Origin of the sequence: Acrocarpospora pleiomorpha (assembly GCF_009687885.1) — a bacterium.
In the GTDB taxonomy this organism is placed as follows: domain Bacteria; phylum Actinomycetota; class Actinomycetes; order Streptosporangiales; family Streptosporangiaceae; genus Acrocarpospora; species Acrocarpospora pleiomorpha.
This window is the reverse complement of record NZ_BLAF01000080.1, coordinates 1-26,331: the sequence shown is the minus strand read 5'-3', so window position 1 is coordinate 26,331 and position 26,331 is coordinate 1. Positions and strand designations below refer to the sequence as shown.

Genomic DNA, 26,331 nt, shown 5'->3' with positions numbered 1-26,331 from the left:
GTCACAACGATCGATCACGCGGTGTCTTGAGGTCGAACCCCTGGAAACGGAGGAGAGGCGCCGGCCACCGCTGAACGGCGATGGTAGGCTATTTCTACACCGTAGAAAAGGAGGCCAGGGCGTGTGCCATGCGCACCGGACTCCATGGCCGACCGGGCTGGGTGATGAACGTTGATGAGCAGACCCTGAGGCGGCGGCGTGACGTCCGCTGGTTTCTGTGGCCTTACCGGGTCATCGTCTCTTTGGTGGCGGCACTGTGTTATCTGCAGCCGATCCTCGCTGGCCAGTTTCTGTCCGGAACGTATTCATCGCTGTTGGCGCATCAGAACACTGCCGCGGTCATCGACATGCTGCTGATCCTGGCGATCCCGATAGCGCTGATCATCACGGTGTGGGGTCGCCGGTCGTGGTGGCCGGTGGTGTTCGTGGTCGGGCTGCTGGGCTTGACCTCGACTCAGAATTCGCTCGGTTTCGGACGGATCCTCACGCTGCACATTCCGCTGGGCGTGGCGATCATCATGGCCGCGACCGCGGTGGCGGTCTGGGCGTGGCGCGCGCCGCCGGGGGCTGACGCGTGAGCGGGCTGAGCCGCCACCGGTTGCTGGTGGGCGCGGCCTTGGGCGCCGGTGTCCTCGGATTGGGGATCCCGCTGACCGTCGGGGTCAGCGGATCGTCGTCCACCGGCACGCTGCTGCGGAGCCGCAGGGCATTGCCGGCGCCCTTCACCCGACGCCTCACGGTGCCACCGGTCCTGCGGCCGACGTCGGTCACCGATGGGGAGCGTTACGACGTGGTGCAGCGGGTCGGGCAGGCCGACATTCTCGACGGCGTGTCGACTCCTATCTGGGGATATAACGGCATCTTTCCGAGACCGACATTGCGCACTCGGCGGGGCAGGCCGGTCACGGTGACGCACCGCAACGAACTGCCGGTCCCGACGGTGGTGCATCTGCACGGGGGACACACCCCCGCCGCTCACGACGGGTACCCGACGGACTTCCTCCTGCCCGAGGCCATGCGTGACCACCGCGGTCATCACGCCGGGGCGGTGACGGTTAGGCACCGCCAGTACGAGTACCCGATGAACCAGCCTGCGGCCACGCTCTGGTATCACGATCACCGAATGGACTTCACCGGTCCTGGAGTGTGGCGTGGCCTCGCCGGTTTCCATCTGATCACTGACGATGAAGAGGAGGCGCTGCCGCTCCCCAGCGGACCTCGTGATCTCCCGCTGATGATCGCCGATCGGGCCTTCGACCGCGACGGTTCGCTGCTGTATCCCAGCGTGTCGGACGACTTGCTGGACACTCCCGGTGTCACCCCGCCCTACCAGGCCGGTGTCCTCGGCGACGTGATCCTGGTCAACGGGCAACCGTGGCCGGTCACCGATGTGGACGGCGCCCGCTACCGGCTTCGGCTGCTCAACGCGTCCAACGCCCGCCGGTACCGGCTGCGCCTCGATCCGCCGCCGCCCGGCGGCGGCACGCTGGTCCAGATCGCCTCGGATGGCGGCCTGCTGCCCGCCCCGATCACGCACGACCACATCGATCTCGCTCCGGCCGAACGGATGGACGTCATCGTCGACTTCTCTCGCTGGGCACCCGGTCAGCGTGTCACGCTGATCAACGAGTTCGGCGACGACCGCACCGGCTTGGTGATGCGGTTCCGCGTAGGCGACAGGGCATCCGACGACACGCGGATCCCCGAACGCCTCGCCGGTGACTATCCCACCCTGCTGCGCTCCGACGCGACGGTGACCCGCAGCATGGTGTTCCAATCGCAGGACGTCAACGGAACGCACCGCTGGCTCATCAACGGCGAGCCTTATCACCCAGATCACATCCATGCCCGCCCACGCCTGGGCTCCACCGAGATTTGGCAACTCGTCGGTGACCTGCACCATCCGGTACACCTGCACCTGAGCCATTTCCAGGTACTCGCCCGCGGCACCGGCGAACCGAGACCAACTGATCACGGCTGGAAAGACACCCTCGACCTGCTACCAGGAGAACTCGCCGAAATCATCATCCCGTTCGCCGACTATCCCGGCACATACGTCTTCCACTGCCACAACCTCGAACACGAGGACATGATGATGATGGGCAACTTCTCAGTGACCTGAACCGGCCGAGGCCACCCAGCCATCCACGAGCGCGCGCAACCCCAGATCGAACTGCCGATCCGGGTCGTAGCCCTGCGCCATGCCCGCCGCCAGCGCGGGATAGCCCGCCATGACGTCCCCCACCTCTCCCGCCTTCTCGATCGGCGGCCCGGCCGGCACACCGACCTCGATCAACAGATAGCCGATCGTGAAGGCCCGCACGCAAGCCAAAATGTTCAGGGCGGTCGCCGCGGTCAAACCGGTATCCACCAGCTGCCCGATCAACCGATCGCTGGCCGCCAGCATCTTCGGCGACAGCACGGGCCGAGTGCCGATCAACGGAACCGTGTGCGGGTGCCGCCGGAGCACCGTCCGCATCCGCTGCGACGCCTCCCACACCACCGACTGCCACGTCGCGTCCGGCCCAACCTCCAGCTCCCCCATCTCGTCGTGGACCGCCTCCACCACCGCATCGAACAACGCACCCTTGTCCGGCAAGTAGTAATAGACCGCCATCGGATCCACACCGAGCTCGGCCCCGAACTTGCGCATCGTCAACCCCGCGACCCCATCACGGTCGATCACCGCCAACGCCGTGCGCACAATGCGGTCACGATCAAGGTTCGGGCGGGGGTCACGAGTGCGCACACCATCATCGAATCACACCCACCTGCTTCGACGATGCGCGCGCATGGATCATCAGCGGCCCGGTACGCCGCGAAATTCTGACGCAGTGAGTCCATTCCCGGCACGCACAGGCTAGTGGTGGCCCGCCGACAGGTTTTGCGCTAGGCACTCGACGGCATCTGGGCGGACGGACCGGCTGGACGCTGTCGCCTCGCACTGCTGCATCTGAACTACTCCACCCACCACCAGCCGTTGCCCAGGTCTCGGACGGGTTTGCCGATGTCACCGGAAGCGGTCTGGACGATCGTCTCGGAGGTCGGCGGGTGCGGTAGATAGGCGATCCCCACGCCGGTCTCCGCACGTCAGGTGTCTTCGAACACCGGAAGGTGTCGTACCTGGCCGTCTAGCGACAGGTACTTCATCCACCATGGCACCGTGAGTGGTCGGCTGAGCTTGTTCTCCGCAGCCAGAGCGGCGAACTCATCCCGGTGGAACTTGAACTGACTGTCGATGTAGAGGGCCTGCCAGTCAATCCTGAAGATGACCACGCCTAGGAGCACTGCGATCACCAGCACGGCGAAGGATCGGACGTACGCCTTTAACGTCAGGTAGGTCATCACCGCGGTGAAGGACCATAGAGCGGCCGGTATCCAGGCCGCCGCAGTCATGAGCTTGCTGAACCACCAGATCGTCTGGAACATCGGCAGCGACAGGTAGGACACGATGGCCAGCCCAAGCCATCCGAGCAATGCCATGATGACGGCCCCCTTGGCCCAGCGGGGCGTCTTCATCGCGGGACGCATACGTGCAGTTTCGTGGCTGTAGGTGGGACACGACCAGATCTCCCGACGCACCTACACATCATTTGCACGACTTCTCCACACACCATGATCCGCGCCTCAGGCCGACGCGCTCAGCAAGCCCGCCGAGCACATCCTGAAGGACGAGAGGAAGCCAAGCCAGACACGCAGGATCCAGAGGGATCGGGCACGCGAGGGGCACGGAAGATCGAACTGAAGCCTAGAAACGATCAAAGCCAGGCCGGATATCAGTCCCTGGCCTGGCTTTTCGTACGTACCGAGAGCGGGTGACGAGAAATCGAACCCGCGCTGTTCGGCTTGAGAAGTGTAACGAGTACGGCAGGTGGGGCGGCTGAGCTGGGCGTTGGGCTGATTGTGAGTGATTGTGGCTGCTCCCTCGCCACCCTGCCCAATTGCACGGTGATCATGTCGCGATGTGGAGACGGGACACTGTCCTGGTGGGACCTTCCGAGTTTGCCGCCGTGAAGCAGCGGGTGATGGGCGAGTCGTCCCCCAGCGATGGGCATGACCTCGACGGCATGGCGATCGACTTCGATGTCTACCTCTGGCACTCGCCCATGATCACGGAGGTGGCGGTTCACCTTACCGGCGATACGGACAGTCTGATCATGACCACATGCCGGACTGCGCCTGGGTATCCAACCCTAGAGATCGCGGCCGAACTCGAACGGATCTGGTTGCGGGACCTCAGATATCGGCACTTGGAGGTTCATATGATCACTGCGAACAGACGGGCAGTCCGCCTCGATGCGGTGACGCAGATCGCTCCGGACGATTTCTACGTCACTGCTGCCATCGTCGCCGAGACGGCGCGGCCGGCTACGGGAGAGGCAACAGGGTGATCACTTTCGACGGGACCTTCTACTGCATCACGGATCCCGAGTTCGAGATGACCATTCCAGCCTGGGTAGGATACGAGCCGGACACCGCCGACCAGGCAGATGCGACGATCACCTTCCGCGATGGCTCACGCCGGTATGCGACCTTCATGACCCTGGATGTAGTCCAGCAGATCATGGACAAGAACGCGCGCACGGGTGAGTGTCTCGGCGGTCGGTACTTCTGGTGCTCAGATTTGATCGTCATCAGGGATGTCGGGTTCGAACGTATGGCGGCTGCGATCCGTGACCTGGTCTCCTCAGGAGGCATCGAAGGAGCCTGCGGTCTGCTCGACCCTCTTGATGACGACGGAGAGAAATCAACGCCTCGGGAGAGCCCGGAGTGAGCGGGTGACGGGGAAGAGGATCGTCAGGTGTTCGACTTCGGGGCATCCGGCCAGCAGGCTGGGGGCGGCGCGTACCTGAAGATCGCCGATGCGTAGGTGATTGCGTCGTTTCGGTGTCTAGGAACTGTCCCTTAGCCCAGGCCTGTACGGCAGTGATGCGATCGGTTTCACCCGAACCCCTATCAGCATCGCGATCAATCGGGGCATCGTTGTTCAGCGCACCCTTGGCGAACCACGGCGACCTCCACGGACCGACCGAGCCGGCGACGGCCAGGCGGATCTTGAGCGGAACATGGAGGGGTGGGCTGACCGCGCGGTCTCGCCGGGAGCAAGGGCCCGTTAACGGCCCGAAGGGGCGGCCGATGAGAATGCTGTCGTCGTTGGTCTACCGCAAAGGGTGAACCAGAGACCAAGGGGGTCGAAGTGGCTGCTTCAGTGCTCTACATGTCGATGTCGCTCGACGGGTACATCGCGGGACCGAACGACGGACCGGACAACCCCGGTGGCGACGGCTTCATCCGGCTGCACGAATGGGGCCTCACGCCCGATGGGGAGTGGCACCGGACGGATGGGACAGCCGGGCGGTTCACCGACGAATACAACGCGACCGGGGCGATCCTCGCGGGACGGCGTACTGTAGAGCAGGTTGATCACTGGGGCGGCGATCATCACGGACGCGGTGTGCCGATCTTCGTGCCCAGCCACCGGCCGCCCGGCCCGTCGGTCGCGAACTATCCGCTGGTGACCTACGTGACCGATGGAATCGAGAGCGCGATGGCACAGGCGAAGGCCGCCGCCGGGGACCGGGACGTGTTGGTGCACGGCGCGTACACAGCCCACCGGGCGCTGAAAGCCGGGGTGCTGGACGAGCTGCAGATCCACCAGATTCCGGTGCTGTTCGGTAGCGGCCGCCGGCTGTTCGACGTACTGCCGTCCCGCGTCGAGTTGGACATCGTGCGGGTCGTCGACACGCCTGAGGCGACCCACATCCGCTACCGAGTCCGCCGCTGAGGGGTCAGGCGGGCGGGCCGAGCGGAGACCTCCTGCGTTCTATGTGTCGATCACCTGGAACACGGTTGATCCGGCTCAGCCGATCGACTGGGCCGCGCAGGGTGGCCTGGCCTGGACCAATCGCGGGATTCCTGTCAGCTGGTTCGTACGGGCGTCGGTTCTTTCGGTCATACCGGCCAGAATTCACCGCCACGGGCACGTCGTGTCAGCCGTTCAAGGTTGGGCGGCAGACGAGGATGCGCCCGTCCAGGGTGCCGATGACGACAGTGTCGGGCGGGTGCGTGCCGAGGGACAGCGGGACGACGGGATGACCGGGATCGACGAAGATCTGGCAGCCCATGCCGTCGGTGGGCACCGACCACAACGGCCGGCCCGCGCCGGTCCAGCATTCGGCGGCCACCTGGTCGAGACACGCCAGGACCCGCCCGTCCGCGAGCACCACGACGGCCCACACGCGTCGTCGCACCGTGCGCCGTAGCCCCATCCCGGAGGCGATGGCGCGCAGGGTCGCCTCGGCGGTGGTCCTGTTGGTGTCGTCGACCCGTTCGACCGGCGTGGCCGGGAGGCCGCCGACGCGCACCGAACGCGCGCGGACGGCCGTCCAGTCGTCCAGCGTGATCGTGGTGGTCACCGCGGAGGTGCCGAGCTCTTCCAGCTCGTCGTCGTCACGTACCGACAGGGTCACCTCCAGCGTCTGCCCGTCTCGCCAGCTCAGCCCGGTGACCTCCCGGGACACATTGAGGATGGAGACGCCACGACCGGAGTCGAGGTCGAGGATGATCAGCTCGCCGTCGAACATGTAGCCGCCATCGTAGGAGCCCGAACCGACGGCCAGGATCGGTCGTTCGGGATGGAAGGCCAGAGCGTTGACGGGCCAGCGCAGCCGCAGCAACCACCTACACCGGAGCGTGTCGGCCGTGTAGACGCCGACGCGGTCCCAGGCCTCCGTGCCAGAGGTCTGGGCGACGTCGCGCCCGGCCCACTGCGGGTAACCTGGCGAGCCGCCGACGGCGATGTAGTCACCGGTGGTATCGGCCAGGACCACGCACGCCTCGCCAACCTCCGCGAACGGCCCGTCACCAAGCACATGCTGGACGGACACCACCGCGCCCTCTATGCCGGTCATGCCGCGCAGCCTACGACGCCAACGTTCTACCGTCCTCCGCTGCTATAGATGGGATGGAGCCGTGATCAGCGTGTAGTACGGCGTGCTCTGCCTCTACGGCACCGATGCGTCGAAGGTCCGCCACTACACCGCCACCCTCCGTGCTTCTGGTGAGGGGCGGTCGTAGGTTGAGGTGCGTGCATATAAGGACGGATCGATCTATCTCGCCTCGCCTCCGCCACTTCCTGGACGAGTTCGCACGTTGGTCGAACCCGATGCCCGTGGATTGGATCAACAGGAATGCCGGTGCCGTCGATCGGGTCGGCGTCGAGATCCAAGCTCCCGATGAAGCTGTCGAGGCGATGATCGCTTTTGAGCAGAGGTACGGCGGGCTCGGCGTAAACGGCATGGAATACGGACTTGATGGGGAGGCGACGGTCTACTGCACAGCCGAGGGGTGGGCCTTTCCTGGGATCTGGGACGGGGATTGGACCTGGGGCGTCGAGGTGCTGTTGGATGGCCGTGCCGGGATAACTCTCGCGGACAAGCCTCTCAGGATCCTCAATCGGAGCATTGATCAGCGGCTTGAGGCGCACGCGTTGCTTGCGGCCGTGCGGCACTGGCCGCATCTGCTTCTGGAGTTGGCTTCCCCACAGGGGATCGTTCCGGTCCTGGCAGGCGCCGACTTTCCGTCACCAGCCAACGAGGCCTCAGGCCCGGCGGACCTGTGGTGGTTCGACGGAGTGTCCGCTGTCCACCTTCGGCTCAACAACTGGTGGACACGTGATCACGATGTCTGGATCGCTCGTTGCTTCAGCAAGGAAGCCATCGGCCTGAGCCAGCTGAAAGAACTGCTGCTCACCCAGGTGATCGGATCGCTGGTGCCGGGCGAGGTTTGGTGTTCGCTGTGCTGTCGGTTCAGCGCCGTCGACAGGCCGTGTTCATAGATGGCGGCACAATCAAGGCCAAGCAGGGAAGCTCCCTGACCTGGCCCTTCACGCTAGAGCGAGTGACGGGAATCGAACCCGCGCTATTTTCTCTATGGGCGCGGAGGACGTGCCCTGTCTGTGGTTTTGAATCAGCAGATCGGAGGTGCGGAGCGGAATGACTTGTCAGCTTCTCGCGCTCTGCTTCGATGCGCGCGACCCGCTCCGGCTCGCGCGCTTCTGGGCCGGTGTCCTGGGCTGGGAGATGGCCGACGACCCCCAAGACGGCATTGCGCTCCTGCCGAGCGATGACACCGGGTTCCGGATCCGATTTCTTCCAACTCGGGAGCAGAAGGTCGGCCAGAACCAGATGCACTTCGATCTGACGAGTACGTCCATCGAGGACCAGCAGCAGACGGTGGCGAGGGCGCTCGGGCTCGGCGCCCGGCACATCGACATTGGTCAAGGTCCGGAGGATGCTCATGTTGTGCTCGCGGACCCTGAAGGCAACGAGTTCTGCGTCATCGAGCCGGGCAACAACTTCCTCGCCGACTGCGGATTCATCGGAGCGCTTGCGTGTGACGGTTCGCAGGAGGTCGGGTACTTCTGGAGCGAAGCGCTGGGCTGGCCGTTGGTTTGGGATCAGGACCAAGAGACCGCGATTCGCTCGCCGTACGGCGGGCCGAAGATCACTTGGGGCGGTCCGCCACTGATGCCGAAGACCGGGAAGAACCGGCTGCATTTCGACCTCGCTCCACCCGCCGACGGTGATCAGCAAGCGGAGGTTGACCGTCTCATCTCCCTCGGGGCAACGCGCATCGACATCGGTCAGGGCGAGGTCAGTTGGGTGGTCATGGCCGATCCCGATGGCCATGAGTTCTGTGTTTTGACCCCGCGGTAGAGCGAACAGATCCCGGGTAGCCGGCGATCCGCACTCTCCAGTCGTAGACGACCGTCAACGCCGGGTCGCGGGCGACGATGGCGGCGGACCTTCTTCATCGACAGTGCGGATGCGCTGCCGGTGGCTGAGCCTTTCCAGGGGAGGAGTTATTGTTTGGCGGGATTACCAAAAGCGCTGATATCGTCCAGGCTGACCGGTCGCGGGACTTCGGTGCGACTTCCGGAACCCGCCTCTGAAGCGATGCTTCGCAGTTCGTGCCCCCATTCCCCGGCCGGTCGTTCACAGCTGGGGGATGGCCGATGGAGACGTACGCCGACCTGATCGAGTGCGAGGACGTGCTGCTTTTCGCCAATGCGGCGATCACGTCCACGGGGCAGCGGGAGTTTTACGAGTCGGGGCGGGAACAGCGGTTCTCGCTGGAATTCCTGCACCAATATATCCACGGCAATTATCCGGACGTCTACGCGGCGATGCTGGCCCTGGACATCAACGACCACAACGCGGCGATGATCATTCGCAAGGTGCTGCGGGAGCCCGGGTCGGGGGACGGCGCGCTGATCGCGTGGCGGTTGGGGCGGATGAGTCCGGGACGGGTGTACCGGCTGTTCGGGGAGTTGCGGCGGGACGGGGTCAACAACCGGCGGACCCGGGCGATCGTGCGGGACTGGCTGAACGGGCGGCGGGATCTCGCCTTCGACGCGGTCAAGTACCGGTCGGGGGTGAAGGCGGCGGTGCGGCACGCGCATCTGCGGCTGGCGGGCGAGCTGGGGGATTTCCTGTTCGCGCCGCGCCGGCGGGTCCGGTTCGAGACGCCGATCCTGGAGGTGTGGCGGCGGGCCCACCACGAGAGCGCGGCGTTGTACGAGTTGCCGTACACGGTCGCGGAGGGGTTCGCGGCCCGGCGGGGGATCAGCCGGGCGGTTTTCCTGGAGCGGATCGCGCCCCGGCTGACCCGGCTGGAGCGGCTGCGGCTGACGGATTCCGCGCGGCGGGAGGGCGTGGACACGCGGGCCGAGCTGGCCTCCATGCCGTTGGTGCGGCTCGCCTCGTACGCGCTGGCGTTGCCGGAGGCCAAGCGGGGGCCCGAACTGGAGGCCGCGTTGCGGGCGTCGGCCGCGCGGGCGGCGGGGGCGTACGCGGGGACGTGGGGGAAGGTCGTCGCGGTGCTGGACGACAGTTTCTCCTCGTACGGGTCGCCGGTGAAGCGGCGCCGGCCGCTGGCGGTCGCGCTCGGTTGCCACTACCTGCTGAAGGAACTGGCGGATTCCTACCGGGGGCTGTGGCTGTCGGGGCGTTCGGACGCGCTGCGGGCGCGGCCGGTGGGGGCGACGGGGCTGGGGCGGCGGATCATCGACGCCCTGGAGCTGCGGCCGGAGCGGCTGATCATCGTCTCGGACGGGTGGGACAACGCGCCGCCGGGGCTGGCCGCGGAGGTGCTGCGGGTGTGGCGGCGCCGGCTCGACCCGGGGCGAAAGGTCAGCATCGTGCATCTGAACCCGGTTTTCGACGCCGAGGAGTTCGAGGTACGGCGGCTCTCGCCGATGGTGCCGACGGCGGGCATCAGAGACGCCGAGGACATGCCCGCGCTGGTGGAGCTGGCCGGGTTCGCGGAGGGACGCACTGGTCTGGCGGAACTGAAGGCGTATCTGGCGGAACGGGGGTCGAGCCGATGATCGACTTCGCGGGGCTGGAGACGCGGCCGGCGCAGACCTGGGGAGCGGTGCGGCTGGTGCCGCTCGTACGGCCTGAGCCCATCAGGGACCTGCGCCTGCACGCCAAGATCTACGGCGACGAGCCGTCACTGGTCGACCTGCCGGACAAGACGTCATATATCTCCTACATTCCGCACGCTTTCGTCGCCTCCTGGACCACGGACGGCACGCCGGCGGCGGCGTACGGGACCCAGCTGGGGCAGCCGCTGCGGCACATCGGCATCCGGGTCCGGCGGCGCATGGCGCGGCGGGTGGACCGGAACCGGCTGCGGTTCCTGCCGCTGCACCTGGCCATGGAGGGGTATCTCGCGCTGCACTTCGGCGGCCCCGAGATCGCATGGGAGGAGTGGACCCACCAGGCGGTCAACCACGGCCTCTCGCCCCGGATCGAGGACGCCTACACGGGGGCGCAGGTACGCGGGCTCGACGACGCGCTGCGCGTCTTCGAGTTCCATCCGGGCCAGTGCGGGCTCATGCTCTATGTCGGCGACACGCTGGCCAGCGCGTTCGTGGTGCCGCATCCGGAGGACTACCTGGCCCTGCACCCCACACTCATCCGCGACATGTACGGCGAGCTGATCTACGAGTACGCCATGTTCTACCCCGCCAGGGACTTCCGGGCGGTGATCGACGAAACCACGGTGTCGTCGCTGGCCGATCTGCGGGGCCAGGCCGTACTGCGGGAACAGGAGTGGGCGGAGTTCCACGATTCGGTCATGGCGGCGGGGGTCCTGGAGTCCGCGACGCGCGAGCAGGCGGTGCACCGGATCGGGCGGTACACGTTACGCCGGTTCCTCCCCTCGTTCGAACGACACCGGGAGAACCACCTCAGCGAGGCGATCACGGACGAAGACGGACGGCTGGCCTACCTGAAGACCTTCCGGCTGTCAGAGTCGCAGTCCCGGCGCGGGTACCTGCTCGACCGGCTGGCCAAGCACGACTGGCATCTGGCGCAGACGGCGGAGGCACTCGGCACCGACGTGGCCGACCTGGGGCTGCGCCTGGAGCGGGCCGGGTTCGGGCACCTACTGCGGAAGGACATCCTGGACGCTTACCGCAAGGCCGGACGTCATTTGTAGACGATCGGCTTGCCGGGGAAGACCATGATGAGCAGTCGCACCGCCCGGTTTGATCCTGGGCATGTGGCGTGGGTGGGCGGCGCACGCGTTCTCGTGCCTGACGATGTACGCGTCGTTCTCGTCCGAACGGCGGCGCTCCTCGGCGGTCTGGGCCTGGGTGACCGGCGGACAGAGGAACGTCAGCGCGTCCGCCAGGCCGCCGTCATCTGACATCATCGCCAAATTTTTGACTTCGGGGTCGCTGGCTACAGGCCGATGTGGCTGAGGGGGTGTTCGGCTGTCGCTGCCGCTCATGGTCGGAGACTGGCCATGCTGGAAGGCCGGAGGCTGACCCGTGCTCTGCTGGTGTGGGATCTCGATGAGGACGCGTGGTTCTCTGACGGGCTGGTCCTGCTGGACTTCGAGGGTGAGCAGGTCGAGATCGTTCACCACAGGTTCGATGAAATCTCGATCACGTGGAACACCGTTGATCCGGCTCAGCCGCTGGATTGGGCCGGAGAGGGATTCCGGCTGGTGTGGCGAGAGGGCGTGCCCGGCGAGTTGGCCGCGTTGGAGGGGCAGCGGCTGCAAGCCGTAGAACTTCTCGAATGGGCAGGTGAGGACATGGCGCAGGGGATGGTCGCTGTCGGCTTCGTCTTCCCGGAGGATCGGGTGGCGATCTACAACGCCCTCGACGAGAACGGCATGGAGTTTGGGCCTTCAGATCGCCGATACGTACGCCACAAGCTCGGCGTGTAGCGATCGATCGTATGGGACAGTCGGGGCACTGTTATCTACACGGTTTCGAAGCGGGAGCTATGGCGGCAGAGTTTCAGCTCGGTGATTACATCCTGGTGCAGGACGGCAGGACCCTGGAAATTTTCCTCCGGGGCCTGTCCGAGAGCAGCCGCTACCACGTGGCGTTTCTTGGGGTGGATGTCCAGCCGCACGGCGATGGGTTCAAGGTTCGGCTCGGCGCCAGGCGGGGTGATGACCAGGTTACGGGCGGGGTGAGACTGAAGATGGACCAGGAGGAGTTCGCACGTTTTCGTGATTTCATCGCCTTGGCTATCGCGGCACGCGACCGGGTGAGCCCTCTGAACGAGTCCACCTCGCCCTGAACCCGTCCAGGACTGACAGGGGCTTCGATTCACCCTGAGTTCGGAAGGGCTGCCCCCCTCATGGTGCCGGAGGTGATTCCGTCATGCCCGGGCCTTGAAGAAGGAGAGCGGGTGACGGGAATCGAACCGGACCGGTAATAGGGTTCTCACCTGCGGGTTTGTCTTTTCCGCTGGTCGCGGTAACCAGGTTGAGCCGGGTTCTGCGCGGTTCTCGCGGCTCTTGTCGACCCGGTGTGCCCACGTGGGCACACCGATGATCTTGGTTCATGGGAGTTCAAGTCCGTGGGGGGATACTCTCGATACCTATATGACCTTCGCGGCGTCCGCCCGGCTCGTTCTCCCTGTTCGGGGGCGGTGAGCGCGCATGGAGCCCTCTCGTCTGGCTGTGCGTCGAATCCAGCGGACCACCGTAGCGTCGGTTGCGATCCGACCAGCGATCGCTGCGGTCGTCTCGTATCGGCACATACACGAGCTGTGCCTGCGTCACGGTGAGGATCAGCTGGCGGCCGTGCTCATCCCGCTCGCTGTGGACGGAACTATCATGGAGCTCTTTTCATCCTGAAGTAGTAGCTCATGGTGGATGGGTGAGCTGGTGAAGAAGGGTTAATGATCAAGGCTGCCGCAGGTCGTCGTGATCGCCCGGCGAGGCTCCCCGCTGCCGCCAGTGGACCCCCCGCAGGTAGTCCTGGAGGCCAGCCTGCGTCCGCGGCATGTCCAGCCACTCCTGGGCCGCGCGCTTGAACTCGCGCAGGGCGAGGACCTTGCTGTCGGGCCCGTATTCGACGGGCCAGCCGTCGAGGATGTCGTCGATGTCCATCCAGATGCAGTAGATGCTGCTCGCACTCGACAGGTGCTCCAAGTAGGGCGATTTCATACAGTGGCGCGTCACGTCATCGACGAAGTCGCCCGCCTGTTTCACGTCGTCACTGGCGAGGATGCCGTACATGAGTGGGTCGAGCTCTGCCGTGAGTCCGGCGAGCAGGTCCAGGTCCACGTGCTCAAGGTCAGTCATGACTTCAGCATCACCGGCCGGTGCTGAACTGCTTGTGGTCAGCTCGGCCAGGACCCTGGTGATCGCTGGACTGCCCGGGTTCACCTGTCGTGACCTGCGGCTTCAGAATGAAAAGGGCTCAATGTTGCGTTGACAGGTAGCTAAACGGTTGAGGTTATCGACCTTCCTTTCCCTTCTTTTTCTTTCCGCGCAATCTATGTGTTGCTCTATGGGCGGACGGTGGTATTGCGTTACTCATTCGGTAGACATCAACAAGACCGATCTCTTTGCCAAGTTTGTCTGGCTCGGGATTGTCGGCGACGGGTGAGTTTATATACTGAATAGCGACAGAATTCGCATATTCATCCACAAGGAGGCCAAGAGCCCCTATCGGACCGGAGCTGATGTTTCTTGGCTGCCATGTACGTCGCCATGCGTTTTCGAGCTTCCTGGGTGGTCATGCCCTGAGGCTTTGTGTAGACGAAGAGCGATGGAAATCCCCACGATCCCGCATAGCCTTGGAGCATTGAGTGTGGAATGTGATCTGCTCTCGTTGCCTTAACGATCCGCTCGATACCGTGGGCTAGCCCCTGCTGTGCATCCCATGCCAGGTTGAGTAGATCAGAGGCGAACCTAAGATGTACATCGCGGCGCTGCGCATCAGCGACGACTTCGGCCTCGACGCCGTCGCCATCCAGTACCAGCAGGGATCGAAGGATCTCTCGCTGGCTTCCGACCTCGCCGAGGGCATCCTCAACAACGCCGACCGCCCGCCAGTGACCTCGCGCAACGGGGTCGCGGGTGCTGTGGGACGGGTAGGCCCTGCCCTATTCCGACGAGGCTGACGAGGGAGTCGCGGTCGACGCGCTCGTGACCAACCGCATCTGGACGGCCGTGGGCCCCGACCCGGTGACCACCCTCCACAACGTCCGCTGGGGCGATGACCAGGAGGACTACGAGGACCAGTTGGTCTGGGTCTTCGAAATCTCGGGATCGGTGCCGCCATCCCACTTCGCCGACGGATACGCGGGCGCTGTCGGCTGACACCAGGACCCCGTCTACTTCCCACTCGGCGGATCGACCATCAAGGGCGTCTGCAAGCCCGGCGAGATCGTCTGGAGCCGAGTCTTCGTCCAGGGCGGCGCACTCCACGTCGACCTGGGCCGCGCCTTGGCCACCTCGCTCCCGACGAGGAAACCGAAAGCCGCTCCCAAGCGACCACCCCCGCCTGGCCCATCATGCACGCGGTCTTCCACGCTGTGAGCCGCGACCAGTTCATGGCCCGCCACAAGGCGAACCACCTCAACGTCGCGTACGCCTCTGACGACGAGACGGCCGACAGGGCCCTCCTCGCGAAGGCCGCGCTCTTCGCCGAACTCGGCGTCAGCGTGCATCTATGTGGCGAGTCGCGCATAGCCTGATTCGATCTTCAGCACGCCTCACCGCTGGCTGTCCGGCCCTACGACTTCGGCCGCGCTTGCCGAAGTACCCGCCCACCCAGGTGGCTGAGTGGGCGGGGCACTCTCCTGAATGTCGACGATGTTCAGCGTTCACACCGCGTTAGGCCAGCAGCCGGGCGGCAGCCGAGTCCCAGAGCCGCAGGAGCACCTCATCGGGCGGCTTCCCCTCCTCCAGCCAGCGGTAGACCTGTCCCCAGCTTTCTCGGGGCAGACCGTAGTCGACGACCAACCGGTAGAGCCGGGGGGCCTGCGAAGGGCCAAGGTCGAGCAGCTCGGATAGGACGCGGACGTCGGCCACTGGCGGACGTGTCTCCGCAACTAGGTGGAGTAATCCCCGGCCGTGCCGTGCGAGCGCTGCCAAGCCGTCCACGCCAGCGTCGAGCAGCCACTGGGAGATCCATTCGCCGCCCTCGGGCCGATGCCTGGCGAGAAGCACCGCTACCGTGGCACCCTGTCGACCCGCAAGGACGGGCAGCCACCGGGTACCCCACCGCGACAGCAGCTGGACGGTCCCGGCCCGTTCGCACTCGAGCTGGGCGGCCTCCACGGCGAAGGCAGCCCCCTCGATCCGGGCCAGCGTCAGGAGCGTGGCGAGTTCCGCTGCGTCCATCTCCAGTGCGACCGGGCCGAGCGAACGCAGCAGTTCACGACGCGGCCGGTCGAGAGACAGGGTCCTGGCGAGGACGATCTGCTTGTAATCGAGCCCTTCGTCGAGGAGTTGACTCAGGGCCGCGTCGAGGTCGGGTTCGTCGAGAATTCCGGGCAGGGCGGCGGCCACCGCGGGATGCACCAGGCGACGCTCCGGATTCGCGGCGGCCAGGCGGAGCAGCCTCAGGCGCTGGCGGGGGAAGATGACACGCGCGCACAGATCCATGACGCCGGGTTCGCGCTCTAGATAACGCAGGAGTTCACGTCCCTCACGCGCATCGACGCCCAGATCCTGCGGGCGGGTGCCGAGTAGGTCGGTGAGGACCTTCAAGGACAGGTTCCGCCCTTCGATTGCCCACACGCGGAGCACCTGCGGATCGGTGACGAGCCGACGGATCACCTCATCGATCGTGTCGCCCGCCTGGATCCGGTAGGCGGACCAAGCGACGGCGGCTGGCCCGATGATCGTGTCGATCCGGTCGGCGTCGATGCCAGTCGATAGGAAGGCCTCGATCGCCTCGGCGGGAGATATCGCCGCCTTCGCGGCGAAGGTCAGGAGCTGGTCGAGCCGCCCGCGATCGAGTCCGCCCGCCGCGGCCGCTCGCAGCGCGTCGTAACCGACGCGCGGCACTATCAGCTCGGCGTCCGGGAACACCCGTAGCACTCCGGCGACGTCGAGGTCGCCGTAGCGGGCGAGCCAATTCCGCGCGAGCCCGGGGTTATCGACCACGCCTCGCCACGACTCCGTCGGCGTGTCGAGCAGCGCGCGGACGATGTGGCCCGGCTCACGTCCAGTCTCACCCGCCAGCCGGATGAGCATCCGGCCGTCCACCGTCAGGTCTTGGTCCCGTTCGACGACCAACGCCCAGCCCAACCCCAGCACGCCGAGCAACTCTGGCTGACGTAGTTCCTCAAGGAGCAATCGCCACGCTGTCGGGGTGTATCGGGTGAGCAGATCGAAATCGCCGCCCGTGATCAGGCCGCGCAGGGTCTCCAGCAACTCGGGCGAGCGCAGCCGGGCGACAAGGTACTGCAGGCTGGGCGCGGGGATGTCGGCGAGGGCGGTGACCAGGTCGTCTTCCAGAGCTGAGACGATCTCAGCCAGGGCCGCGTGCTTCTGGCCGGGCAGGGCCGTCACCAGCCGGCCGTAAAGCGCGAGTCGGCGCACCCCCGGCTCGTCGAAGAGGTTCTCGTCCATACCCCGGCCCCCGAGCAGCAGGCCGGGGTCGTAGGCGTCGGCCAGCTGGAGTGCCACCGGTAGGAGCCGCTGGGTGACGATTCGGTACAGGTCCTTGTAGGAGGTGCCGAGCAACGCGCTGGTCAGGTCACGCCGGAACTTGCCGCGAGCTGGCACGCTGCTGAGGACAGTGGCGGCCTGCTGCAGGTTCACGTCCAGCCGGTGGGGGTCGACGGATTGGTGTCCCGGTCGCCGGAGGAAGGTTCCGATCCGTACGAGCAGCTCGGTGTTGTCGGCGAAGAGAGCGGCGTGCCTCTTCAGCTTCTTGGCGAGGGCTGACCGGCTGGCATTGGTGATCTGCTCGGCGTCGGTGCTGACCCATTCGTGCGCCCATCCGGCGGGGAACGTCCTGCGACGGAACGAGCTGCCCGTCCTGTCCGGAAGCCGGCGCCCGAAGTCGTCGAGCTTAGAATCCATCACGTACGGCAGGGCCAGGGCAGGCCTGCCGGCGATCTGCGGAGGCGGAGCGGCGGAGTGCGGAAGCACTACCTCCGGTTTCACCCCTCTCAGCGCGGTGGCGACCTTTCCTGACGCTTCGCCGACGATGACGTAGCGCGCGGCGGGATTGGTTGCCACGAGCCGGGCGACCACGTCCGGAAGTTCCGAAGGGTCGACGAGCACCCAGCCTGCTCCGGATAGCAGTGCGGCGCCCACTCCCATCCGGCGGGTGCTGAACGCGGCCACCGCGATCACCCCTGGCCCGTGCTCATGCAGCAACCCCAGCCGCACCGACTCGGCGTTCAGATCAACTGAGGAGCGACGACGGGTACGCATCGGCGGCGCCGTACCCTGCGTGAGCCGGGCGTACACTCTGGGTCGCTGCCCGCCCGTGGTTGAGGGCAGCACCCGGGTGATCGCCACGGCTATCCGGTCGCCCTCCCGGTAATGATGGGTGAGGTCGACGTGCCCGTGGCTGCCGCGTAGCGCGGCGTGGTAAGTCTCCTGCCACGGCACGGTCACGATCACCGTCGCCTCGCCCAAAGTCTCGATGCGTGCCCGGACCGTGCTCTCCTCCACGTTGGTGACGACGGCGAGGACGGCCCGCCCGATGTGGTTGGAGAACCAGTCGTAGAGGGTCTCAGGGCCCTTCGAACACTGGTGATCATCATAGAGGACGACGGCGGGAGCGCTTTTCACCTGACGCTCAGCGGCCTGCTGTTCAGCTCGGTCGGCGGCCTCGGCGAGGTGCAGGGCGAGCTGTCCGGGGCGGATCCGGGGGACCTCGGTGAAGCCCGCGTAGGTGAGGTAGTGCTGCAGGTCGGTCCAGGAAGCGACGTGACCCCAGAGGGTTGGCGGTAGGCCGCAGACCATCCATCCCGCCAGCCGCAACAGGGCCCGGAGCTGGGCGTCCCGCCACACGGCGCTACTCGCGCCGGAGGCCGGATGGTCGTCGCCGAGCAGGAGCGTGGTTAACAGCGACATTCCGCTGACGTCGGGGATGTCGCCCAGGTCTGGCCGGTACAGGTGTCGGCCGATCCCGACCAGTTGGATGCTGCCGCTGTTGAAGATCACGTGGTCGGGGGACAACTCGATCGGGATGAAGCCCTGCCGTGCCATGACGTCCAGGGCCTGCCCGAGTGGTACGAGCGTGCGCAGCGCCTGCGCGGGTGTCCACTTGTGTCCCCGCTCCATCAAGTACGCGAGGTCGTCCACTTCGCTGAGACGGTCGAGCAGCACGTCGGATCCGCCCGCGACCCACGACGTGACGATGGACGGGGCGAGCGACGGATCGTCGATCACGTCGACGAGGACGGGTGTCACGGGAGCGCCCGCGGAGATCAGCGAGATGGCCGCAGCCCGCTGGCGCCGGTCGGCGAACCGTCGCAGCGCTCCGTAGGTGTTCTGGTCCTGGACCAGGTCCACGCGCCGTGACGGGTCGTACCGGCCGTCATGGACCGTGGGACGGATATGGCCGCCACGAAGGAGCAGCGATCGCACCGACCAGAGCCGACCGGACTTGCCGCGGATGCGCTTGTCCATCGGGCTCCTTTCTTCCCAGGTGAATGACGGCGACTTCAGGTGCCCATCAGGGCGCGGCGCAGTGCTGAGTTCTGCCGTACTCTGGACAATTCGTGCTGGACGGCCCCTACCTCTGCCAGCCGAAAGTCCGGGCTGGACAGGCAGGTGGCGACGATGCTGGTGAGGATGGGCCCGTAGCCCAGCTCGGACAGCTGTTTCTTGGCCTCCAGGTGGGCGTTCTTGTCGGTTCCGTAGAGGTCGGAGCGCGTGCCAGGGCTCAGTCGGCGCAATCCCGCCGCCTCGGCAAGGGTGGCACCGAGCATGTAGAGGTCGAAGCGCTGGTCGGCCTGCTCGCGTTCGAGTGGCCGGGGCGACTCCGGTGGCGCGTAGCCCTCTGTGGTCAGCCGGACGATACTCCCTTTCTCCACCGCGCCCTCATAATCAATGAGGACATAGCGCCAGGGCGGTCCGAGGACCAAGATGTTCTGCGGTTTGACGTCCGCGTGGATCCAGTACGTGGTCCTGTTCGCACGGTCCTGGCGACGAGTGGCGTGGAGCGCGGCGAGCGCGTTGCAGAGTTGGTCGGCTAGATCCAGCAGTTCGGCCTCGGTGAAGGGCCGTTTCTCGGCGGCTCTCTGCCTGAGGTGGTCGGCCAGCGTGGGTGCGGCGATCTCACCGTGCCCGATGAACTGCTGAACGATGAACAACTCATCGGGAGGATTGGCGACGCCCACGGCCAGCAGACTGGGGGACGGCTCAAGAAGTACCTCGACGATGGCGGGCGCCTGCTGGCTCAACTGCGTGGACTGCGTGGCCGCCCGGAGTCCCTGATACAGCTCGGCCACGTTTTCGTTCAGCTCGGTCTCGGCCCTCGCCGGCTCGGCCAGGGTCTGCTGATTCCACCACATTCCCTTGAGTACGGCCGCGTTGCCACCCCACATATCATCGACGCGGAGCACGTAGCCCTGGCCCTGTCCGGAGATCAGTCCACGCACCCGAAATCGGCCGTCACTGTAAGCCTGCGGGTAGTACGCGCATTTTCCAGGGTGGATGTCGCTGTCCAGCCGGGTGAAACCGCCCGTCATTCCGGAACCCCTCTAGGCACCGTGACGATCAAACGGACCGCACCCGGGCCTAGGTGGATCACGTCGTCCTCACTGACGAGGTACTCCGCTCGGTCGGCGAGGCGGTTGTCGCGCGGAAGCCCGTCGAGCCCGGGTTCGGGATTGAGGAAGGAGGCGTTGTTCGGGGAGAGGTGACGCACGATCGAATTGCCGTCATCGTCGAGGAACGCTTCCAGATGTTCCCGGCTGACCTGCACGGCTTCCTCTCTGGGCAGGCCAGCAGTGACGTCGTGGATGTGCGGGCGGCTGGACTGCCCTCGGCCGAGCACGAGCGCCTGCCTGCTCATGGTGACCTCGTGCTGGAAGAGCTGATGGTGCATGACCGCCAGCCTCGGCGGTCCCGTCTGTTCCGCCACGACCGCGTCGAGGTACTCCTCTTGAGCCGGATGCTGGCAGGCGACGCAGAAGAACCCGTCAGACTGCTCCCGTAGCAAGCCATGCTCCACGAGCCGACCCCCGTGGTCACACACTTCGGCCGGGGCCGTACACCTGAACACGCGGTCGCCCAGGTCGTCACGGATGCCTGCCTTGGCGCGCTTCTCCGCCTGAGCATAAGAGATCTCCCGTGCCGACGCCACCCGCAGGATTCGCGCCTGGATGAGGAGCGCGCCGTCGTTCCAGCTCGCCGAGAAGACCCGGTCACCGCACCCCTGCAGCCAGGGAAAGTCGTCGCGGGCGTAGTCGAACTTGTCGTTGCTCACGATCGCGGCGCTGTAGCGGTCGGCCAGGTCCAAGATCCGGTCGTCGGCATCTCCCGTTGCCGTCTCCAGCCAGCCATCCTCCTCTGCTCGCCGAGCGCGCGGCCTGTCGAGCATCCGGCGGTAGGCGGAGGCGTCGATCACGGCGCGGACCTCGCCGTGCGGTTGCCGTTCCAGCCAGGCGTCCCGTACCTCCTCCACCCGGCTGAACCGGAACCGTATTGGCCGCTGGTTACGGACACATGCGATGTTCGCCGCGTCGAGGACGACGGTTATCGCGCTCACCAAGCGTCTCCGTAGTCCGTCTTGGGCTGGTCACCGTCACCGGACCGGCCGTCCGGCGGGTCATCGGTCCATTCGTCTTCGGAGAAGACAGGGTTGAGGGAAGGAGGCCGCAACCGCTCGGAAGGGGGCAGCACCGGACGTTCCCGCAGCCCCATCACCGGAGAGGTGGCTCTCCGACTGGACGTAGCCCGCTGTTCGTTGCGGACGTCATTGGGCTCGAGCCCAGCCCCGAGCGCCTTGATGGCGTCAGAGTACTGGCCCGCGAGGCTGTATAGCCCGGCGGACGCGGCCTCGTCCTTGGCGGCACTGTAGATCTCCTGGTATCTCCCGTCGGGTGCGGTTCTGAGTCGCTCGGCGGTCTCGGCCTCCAAATCCACCGTCCGGATTTGGTCGAGCAACTCAGCGCTATACGGCGGCCGGGTTGCGCCCGCCGGCAGGGGACCGGGCAGGACGCTCACCTTCTGCTCCTGCCCGGAACAGGAAATTGCACCGCGCCGGGAGCGAAGTGTGGCGGACGCCCGCACCAGCGGCACCTCGGCGACTTTGCCGATCGCAGGCGCGCGGAGCTTCAGCGCGAAGAGCGGGCGCGAGAACTCGCCGGGCCCGATGGCGCCCACCTGGAGGGTGATCACACTCTCCCCTTCGTTCCCCTTGACGATCTGCGCGGGATAGGCCCTGCAGGCGGGACGGAGCTGGTACACACCGAGTACGGAGAAAAAGGGGCTCACCTCCAACCGCAGTTCACCGCCCGAGACGGCGACTTGCTGGCCGGTCTGCGCTAGCCTGCCCATCACCTCGATCATGACCTTGTCGGCCTCTTCGCGGGACGCGACGTGATCGCAAGGGCCGGTTCCGGAGAGCCGGAGCAGGAGGTCGACATTCGCCTCGGCGCCGAGGCCGATGGGATCGGTGTAGAGGTCTTTGGACATGGCCCGGCTCGCCAGCCCGGCCAGGTGGTCTGGAGACTGGTTGCCCGCCGTCGCATCGCCGTCGCTGAGGATGATCAGGCGCCGGGATATCGCCGTGGACCGCTCGAGGAGCTGGTAAGAATCCACCAGCGCGGCCTCGATGCTGGTCCCCGTGAAGTCCTCGGAAAGCTGTTCAGGAAGGAGTCGCGCCAGCTCGCGGGCCACGGTCCCTGCGGTACCCGCCGTGACGATCCGAGTGGTACCGGCGAACAAGAGGATGTGCACCTTGGTCGTGGCTTCCAGTAGACCCACGAGCCCGAGCGCGCCCTTGCGCGCCAAATCCCACCTGGTTGGCCCTCCGTCGCGACCTTTCTGCGCTGGCCAGGTCATCGAGGCGCTCGCGTCGAGGGCCAGGACGAACTCGCCGTCGGCCGCCCGATCCGGCGGCTGCGTCGGCGGCTTGACACCTACGGCGAAGTCGTCGCCGCCCACTACCTGCTTACGATCCACTGCCACGTCCAGCTCGTTCATCTGTGATCTTCCTCCGTGTCTGCCCGCACCGCGGCCTCCGGGCGGGCCCAGTCGGTCTCGATGACCAGAGCCGTCGCGTTATCCAGCCCGCCCAAGCGCTCCGCCCGTATCACCAGGTCCGCCGCGAGCCCCGGGCCGACCGGCCGCCCGGCCTGTATCCGCCCACCGGCGAGCTCGGTCAGGACGTTCCCGAACCACTGGCCCGGCTCCTCGCTTACCGCGGCCCCGTCGCTGACGAGCACGAGCAGATCACCGGGGGTCAGGCCGAACCGAAGGGTGAAAGGCCGGTGCGCGGCCCCGCCGAGATGGCGGGTGAGCGCGGATCTGCCCCTGGTGGCGTCGGGATCTACGCGGAGGTTCTCCGCGTACTCGGTGTGGACGGGGGTCAGGCGCCACGCCTGGTAGCGCTTGGGCCGTATCTGGTCGTCCGGCCGGAGCTGCCACGCGGCCGAGTCGCCGACCGAGGCGAGCTGCCCACGGCCGTCGTGGAGGAGATGCGCGAAGATCGCGGTAGCGCCTCCGTCGGAGGCCCGCGCGCACACCTCGCCGTCGGCGACTGCGATCGTCGCCGCAGGTTCCAGCTTTCCTGACTCCCAGGAGCTCCGGACCGCGGCCATCGCCGCGAGCACCGCCCTGCGTCCCGAGCCGTCGTGATCGCCGGTGATGCCGTCCATGAGCGCCAGGCATGTCTGCGCAGTTCCGGTGGACATCGACCAGGCCAGGTCCTCATTGTCCGCCACGCTGCCCGACGCTTTGCCGGAGCCGACCATAGTCTCGCGGAAACTCCGGAACTCCATCGGATTTCTGTCCGTCCTGGCCAGGACGCGGTGGAGTTCCAACAGGGCGTGTACGTCGCCCGGTTCGAGGGTTCTGCTCAGCAGCAGGTCGACCACAGCATCGAGCCCTGGTGCGATATCACCTGCCGTAGAGTCGACCAAGGCCATCGCGTCGATGGGGTTGGTCGGCCACCGTCCCACCGCCGCCCGGACGAGCGTGTCGGCGATCACTTGAAGGTCCTGAAGCCAGCCGGACCGCCGTAGGCGGACATCGAGGTCGTCCGGCTTGAGCACGGACCCCGTGAGGGAGTGGCGTGGCATGGGCAGGAGCTGCCAGCTTCCCGATCCCCACCGGACCGACTCACGAGTAAGGCAACCGAAGCCAACCTGGTGTACGGCGTCGGTGAGGATGTGCCAGAGCGCGGGCAATTCACGGACGATCCTGTCAGGTTCGATGCCGTCCGGCCCGCTCGATGCCATCGCCTCGGCCAGTTCTGGGGCGTACGGCTGCGGCCAGACCACCGTGATCTCCGGGACTAGGATCGGGACCGGCGTCGTACCCCAGTCCTCTACGCCTTCTGGCTCCTCCCTAAGGTCCTCGAAGGTGCCCCACGGACCGAATTCGAGGGCCTCGAAGTCCGCCTCGGCGTCGGCCGCCGCGGCGCGCGGCTCGTCGCCTTCACTTACTTCCGCATTGGCGGGAACGTGTAGCGGGATCTCATCATCCTCAGGCGCAGAGCTCTTCTCGGACACCGGATCTTCCGGGATGCGCTCGCTTTCGTCGGGGAGGTCGCCGTCCGGAGATCGGGGCGACGTATTGGGAGTGATCTCGTTCGGAAGTCGGGAGACCGTGTCGCTGGCCGTCGGGCTGGCCGTGTCGATCGGCTCGACCATTGCGCTCGCCTCCTCGGCGGAAGTCGTGAATCGGCTCCACAGCCGCGTCAAGGTCTGGGAAAGGTTCATGTACCGACTTCCCGGAAGATCAGAGCGAGGACCAGAAACACCACGACGAACAGGAGCGCGCCATTCAGCAAGCGAGCCCCGGCGTAGGAATCGCGGAGTCGCTGGACTTCGTTATTGATCTTCTTGACTCGTCTCTCGGCTTCGTCGCTCACCTTGTCGATATCGGCTTTCGTCTGAGTGACCTGCGCCCTCAGCTGTGTGAGCTGTTGCTCAGCTGCGGCTGTCCGCTCCTTCGCCTGCCGTTCTGCGATCTGGACACGCTCGTCTGCCGCGACCATCTGCTCCCTGGCCTGTCGCTCCGCGATCAGGACACGCTCCTGGACGGCTGTCTCCGCCGCCTTGATCCGGTCCGCGAGCATGGTCTGCAGATCGGGTCCCTGGCCGATCGGGAACGACCCCGCCCGGTCTGGTCGCGACGGCGTACCGAAGAGGGTTGGCCGGTAGAGCAGCGCTGGGTCGTCGCCCACGTCCTTCTTGGGGTCACACCACACGACCGGCACGACCCGAACGCGCAGCTGGGCGGAGGCGACGACTTCCACTCTCCGCCAGCCGGTCACCTGTTCTTTGGATCCCGCTTCGACCAGGAGCCGCTGTCCGGAACCGAGGCGAGCTGTACCGTGGTCGAACCGGGCCCAAACCACGTCGCCATCTCGCAACAGTGACGCAGAGGCCTCGGGAGGCGGCTGATAAATGTCGTCCGCAGTTGATGAGCTGGTGTCGCCAGGACGGTCCTGTGTGTTCTGCCGACCATCCAGGCTGCCCCAGCTGGAAGTCTTGGTCGGCCCAGCGGAGGTCCCTTGTCCCGGTGTTCCGGCGGATGTCCCGGTATTATCCGCTAAACCTTCCAGGGATCCCCATGTCGAGTTTTGCGGAGTATGGGCCGATTCGTCCGGTGGATCAAGTGTGCCCCACCCAGACATAGCACTCCATAGACCGTAGTGTTGGGATTTGCGCTCTCTTCTACGACTTGGGATGGTACCTAGATAAGGAGCTTTGGTGGGCCGCTTTAGGAGAAACGTTCATGCGTGATCACATTGTGCGGGATGTCTCCTTCGCCGACTTCCTCGTTGATTTATCGAATGTGATTCGGAGTCATGATTCTCGCCACCGAGCGGTCAGCGGCCTGATCCGTTTCGAGCGGCTTCTCGACGCGCTGGTCATCCGCGAGAATGATCCTGACGTACGTACGTATCTCGTCGTGGACCGGAGCCTGTTCGCTCCCGCCCTGCTGCCGGAGTCCGAGCGGCGTGTCCTGTCCGGTCTGCGGCGTGACGGGCTGCTGGAGGTCCTGGATGACGCGGACGAACGTCTTCTCGAACTAGCCCAGGCCACCGGCCTGCAGGTGATCTCCAGCGACCGCTTCCGTGGTCACCGTGTCGAACACCCCTGGCTACAGGGCAACACCCACCAGTTCCTGGAACCGCACGTGGAGAACGACGGCCGCATGGTCGTCCGGCCTGTCGACCTCGGCGTCGCGTCGAGTTGGGACATCTCACGCCACGCCGAGAAAGACCAACTGAAGAAGCAAGGCCTGCTGGCTGGCCCGCGACGCACTCCCAGGTATGACATCCTGGACCGCAGGTGGAGCTGTCCGGATTCCCGATGCACCCTCTATGACACGACACGAGGGACCCATGTCCTGCTTCCCCGTGTCCGGAAGGGGGTGCCGACGTGCGAGGTGCACGGTCTCGGACTTGCCGACGACGGGCCGCGCGCTCCCGTCGTCCAGCTGAAACTCATCGTCGACGGGGAGTGTGTGGAGCGCTTCACCTGTTCCGGCGACGGCGAGACACCCGTCGGACGCGCCCCCACCGAGGGGATTTCTATCGACCCGTGGCTCACCTCGACGGAAAGATCCCTGGTGAGCCGTCATCACTTCACCCTCATTCTGAGAAACGGCGGCCTCTGGGTCCGCGATCACAGCACTAACGGCACCAGGATCTCCACGAGAGGCAGGAACGGTGTGATGAGCGAACCGATCAAGCTATTTCCGGAACAGGAACATGCGGTCGGACCGTCCGACAAGATCTGGTTTACGGCACGTGTCACACTTTCCCGCAGCGGTCGTAAGTTCCCATCGGAGATCGCCCAGGATTATTCACATATCGCCAGTAATGCTGCCGCGAGTCGCACGTCACGCTCT

At 65.9% G+C, this 26,331-nt stretch carries 27 protein-coding genes; 17 read left to right on the top strand and 10 right to left on the bottom strand.

Going from position 1 to position 26,331, the window contains the following annotated elements; genetic code table 11:
- The first annotated feature begins 128 nt into the window (after positions 1 to 128).
- Together Aple_RS44795 and Aple_RS44790 are read left to right on the top strand one after the other, a co-directional pair.
- Positions 129 to 578: a hypothetical protein gene (locus Aple_RS44795; RefSeq protein ID WP_155350887.1), complete on the top strand. Its 450-nt coding sequence runs from the start codon at positions 129 to 131 to the stop codon at positions 576 to 578.
- Positions 575 to 2,122 (top strand): multicopper oxidase family protein, encoded by a 1,548-nt coding sequence (locus Aple_RS44790; protein ID WP_155350886.1) that lies wholly within the window; start codon positions 575 to 577, stop codon positions 2,120 to 2,122. Before Aple_RS44795 ends, Aple_RS44790 begins: the two co-directional genes overlap by 4 nt.
- Here the strand turns inward: Aple_RS44790 and Aple_RS44785 are convergent.
- Together Aple_RS44785 and Aple_RS44780 are read right to left on the bottom strand one after the other, a co-directional pair.
- Positions 2,111 to 2,749, bottom strand: a complete 639-nt coding sequence (locus Aple_RS44785) for a TetR/AcrR family transcriptional regulator (protein ID WP_155350885.1) — start codon at positions 2,747 to 2,749, stop codon at positions 2,111 to 2,113. The two genes, Aple_RS44790 and Aple_RS44785, sit on opposite strands and share 12 nt — an antisense overlap.
- A 341-nt stretch (positions 2,750 to 3,090) precedes the next feature.
- The gene (locus Aple_RS44780) at positions 3,091 to 3,519 is read right to left on the bottom strand and encodes a hypothetical protein (RefSeq protein ID WP_155350884.1); all 429 of its coding nucleotides are present in this window, start codon (positions 3,517 to 3,519) and stop codon (positions 3,091 to 3,093) included.
- 443 nt (positions 3,520 to 3,962) lie between these two features.
- Between Aple_RS44780 and Aple_RS44775 the strand changes: the two genes are divergently transcribed.
- From Aple_RS44775 to Aple_RS44765, 3 genes are all read left to right on the top strand, one after another.
- A complete protein-coding gene (locus tag Aple_RS44775) occupies positions 3,963 to 4,391 on the top strand; it encodes a hypothetical protein (RefSeq protein ID WP_155350883.1) in 429 nt (142 codons plus the stop codon).
- A complete protein-coding gene (locus Aple_RS44770) occupies positions 4,388 to 4,774 on the top strand; it encodes a hypothetical protein (protein WP_155350882.1) in 387 nt (128 codons plus the stop codon). The genes Aple_RS44775 and Aple_RS44770 overlap by 4 nt, the downstream gene beginning before the upstream one ends.
- A 423-nt stretch (positions 4,775 to 5,197) precedes the next feature.
- Positions 5,198 to 5,785, top strand: a complete 588-nt coding sequence (locus Aple_RS44765; protein ID WP_155350881.1) for a dihydrofolate reductase family protein — start codon at positions 5,198 to 5,200, stop codon at positions 5,783 to 5,785.
- A gap of 205 nt (positions 5,786 to 5,990) precedes the next feature.
- Here Aple_RS44765 and Aple_RS44760 read toward each other — a convergent pair whose 3' ends face one another.
- Positions 5,991 to 6,911: a hypothetical protein gene (locus Aple_RS44760; protein ID WP_155350880.1), complete on the bottom strand. Its 921-nt coding sequence runs from the start codon at positions 6,909 to 6,911 to the stop codon at positions 5,991 to 5,993.
- Between the two features lie 254 nt (positions 6,912 to 7,165).
- Here Aple_RS44760 and Aple_RS44755 point away from each other — a divergent pair, with 254 nt between their 5' ends.
- The 8 genes from Aple_RS44755 to Aple_RS56550 all read left to right on the top strand — a co-directional run bounded on the left by Aple_RS44755 (position 7,166) and on the right by Aple_RS56550 (position 13,170).
- On the top strand, positions 7,166 to 7,837 hold the full coding sequence (locus Aple_RS44755) for a hypothetical protein (RefSeq protein ID WP_155350879.1): 672 nt from the start codon (positions 7,166 to 7,168) through the stop codon (positions 7,835 to 7,837).
- Between the two features lie 157 nt (positions 7,838 to 7,994).
- Positions 7,995 to 8,717 carry a VOC family protein gene (locus Aple_RS44750; RefSeq protein ID WP_155350878.1) on the top strand — a complete coding sequence of 241 codons (723 nt, stop codon included), beginning with the start codon at positions 7,995 to 7,997 and terminating at the stop codon, positions 8,715 to 8,717.
- A 299-nt stretch (positions 8,718 to 9,016) separates the two neighbouring features.
- Positions 9,017 to 10,390, top strand: coding sequence for a hypothetical protein (locus Aple_RS44745; protein ID WP_155350877.1), 1,374 nt, complete (start codon positions 9,017 to 9,019; stop codon positions 10,388 to 10,390).
- Positions 10,387 to 11,508: an ARPP-2 domain-containing protein gene (locus tag Aple_RS44740; RefSeq protein ID WP_155350876.1), complete on the top strand. Its 1,122-nt coding sequence runs from the start codon at positions 10,387 to 10,389 to the stop codon at positions 11,506 to 11,508. Before Aple_RS44745 ends, Aple_RS44740 begins: the two co-directional genes overlap by 4 nt.
- Positions 11,509 to 11,532: 24 nt before the next feature.
- Positions 11,533 to 11,718, top strand: coding sequence for a hypothetical protein (locus tag Aple_RS44735; RefSeq protein WP_155350875.1), 186 nt, complete (start codon positions 11,533 to 11,535; stop codon positions 11,716 to 11,718).
- Between the two features lie 99 nt (positions 11,719 to 11,817).
- Positions 11,818 to 12,246: a hypothetical protein gene (locus Aple_RS44730; RefSeq protein ID WP_218038832.1), complete on the top strand. Its 429-nt coding sequence runs from the start codon at positions 11,818 to 11,820 to the stop codon at positions 12,244 to 12,246.
- Positions 12,247 to 12,305: 59 nt separating this feature from the next.
- Positions 12,306 to 12,608 (top strand): hypothetical protein, encoded by a 303-nt coding sequence (locus Aple_RS44725; protein WP_155350873.1) that lies wholly within the window; start codon positions 12,306 to 12,308, stop codon positions 12,606 to 12,608.
- Between the two features lie 364 nt (positions 12,609 to 12,972).
- A complete protein-coding gene (locus tag Aple_RS56550; RefSeq protein WP_155350872.1) occupies positions 12,973 to 13,170 on the top strand; it encodes a DUF2637 domain-containing protein in 198 nt (65 codons plus the stop codon).
- A gap of 48 nt (positions 13,171 to 13,218) precedes the next feature.
- Here Aple_RS56550 and Aple_RS44715 read toward each other — a convergent pair whose 3' ends face one another.
- Positions 13,219 to 13,620, bottom strand: coding sequence for a hypothetical protein (locus tag Aple_RS44715; RefSeq protein WP_155350871.1), 402 nt, complete (start codon positions 13,618 to 13,620; stop codon positions 13,219 to 13,221).
- 617 nt (positions 13,621 to 14,237) lie between these two features.
- Here Aple_RS44715 and Aple_RS53900 point away from each other — a divergent pair.
- The 3 genes from Aple_RS53900 (at position 14,238) to Aple_RS53890 (ending at position 15,020) form a co-directional block, all read left to right on the top strand.
- Positions 14,238 to 14,444 (top strand): hypothetical protein, encoded by a 207-nt coding sequence (locus tag Aple_RS53900; protein ID WP_218038831.1) that lies wholly within the window; start codon positions 14,238 to 14,240, stop codon positions 14,442 to 14,444.
- 25 nt (positions 14,445 to 14,469) lie between these two features.
- Positions 14,470 to 14,643 carry a hypothetical protein gene (locus tag Aple_RS53895; RefSeq protein ID WP_218038830.1) on the top strand — a complete coding sequence of 58 codons (174 nt, stop codon included), beginning with the start codon at positions 14,470 to 14,472 and terminating at the stop codon, positions 14,641 to 14,643.
- A 194-nt stretch (positions 14,644 to 14,837) separates the two neighbouring features.
- A complete protein-coding gene (locus Aple_RS53890; protein WP_218038829.1) occupies positions 14,838 to 15,020 on the top strand; it encodes a hypothetical protein in 183 nt (60 codons plus the stop codon).
- A 139-nt stretch (positions 15,021 to 15,159) separates the two neighbouring features.
- Here the strand turns inward: Aple_RS53890 and Aple_RS44705 are convergent, their stop codons facing one another.
- The 6 genes from Aple_RS44705 to Aple_RS44680 form a co-directional block, all read right to left on the bottom strand.
- Positions 15,160 to 18,924 carry a hypothetical protein gene (locus tag Aple_RS44705; RefSeq protein WP_155350870.1) on the bottom strand — a complete coding sequence of 1,255 codons (3,765 nt, stop codon included), beginning with the start codon at positions 18,922 to 18,924 and terminating at the stop codon, positions 15,160 to 15,162.
- A 35-nt stretch (positions 18,925 to 18,959) separates the two neighbouring features.
- On the bottom strand, positions 18,960 to 19,988 hold the full coding sequence (locus Aple_RS44700; RefSeq protein WP_155350869.1) for a protein kinase domain-containing protein: 1,029 nt from the start codon (positions 19,986 to 19,988) through the stop codon (positions 18,960 to 18,962).
- Entirely contained in the window at positions 19,985 to 21,010 is a 1,026-nt protein-coding gene (locus Aple_RS44695) for a hypothetical protein (RefSeq protein ID WP_155350868.1), read from the bottom strand. The genes Aple_RS44700 and Aple_RS44695 overlap by 4 nt, the downstream gene beginning before the upstream one ends.
- On the bottom strand, positions 21,007 to 22,449 hold the full coding sequence (locus Aple_RS44690; RefSeq protein ID WP_155350867.1) for a VWA domain-containing protein: 1,443 nt from the start codon (positions 22,447 to 22,449) through the stop codon (positions 21,007 to 21,009). The genes Aple_RS44695 and Aple_RS44690 overlap by 4 nt, the downstream gene beginning before the upstream one ends.
- Positions 22,446 to 24,119: a PP2C family protein-serine/threonine phosphatase gene (locus tag Aple_RS44685; protein WP_155350866.1), complete on the bottom strand. Its 1,674-nt coding sequence runs from the start codon at positions 24,117 to 24,119 to the stop codon at positions 22,446 to 22,448. Before Aple_RS44685 ends, Aple_RS44690 begins: the two co-directional genes overlap by 4 nt.
- A gap of 65 nt (positions 24,120 to 24,184) precedes the next feature.
- Positions 24,185 to 24,745 (bottom strand): hypothetical protein, encoded by a 561-nt coding sequence (locus Aple_RS44680; RefSeq protein WP_155350865.1) that lies wholly within the window; start codon positions 24,743 to 24,745, stop codon positions 24,185 to 24,187.
- Positions 24,746 to 25,155: 410 nt separating this feature from the next.
- On the opposite strand from Aple_RS44680, the gene Aple_RS44675 reads away from it, so the two are divergent.
- Positions 25,156 to 26,331 (top strand): FHA domain-containing protein (locus Aple_RS44675; protein ID WP_155350864.1); only part of this gene is annotated, 1,176 nt, incomplete at its 3' end.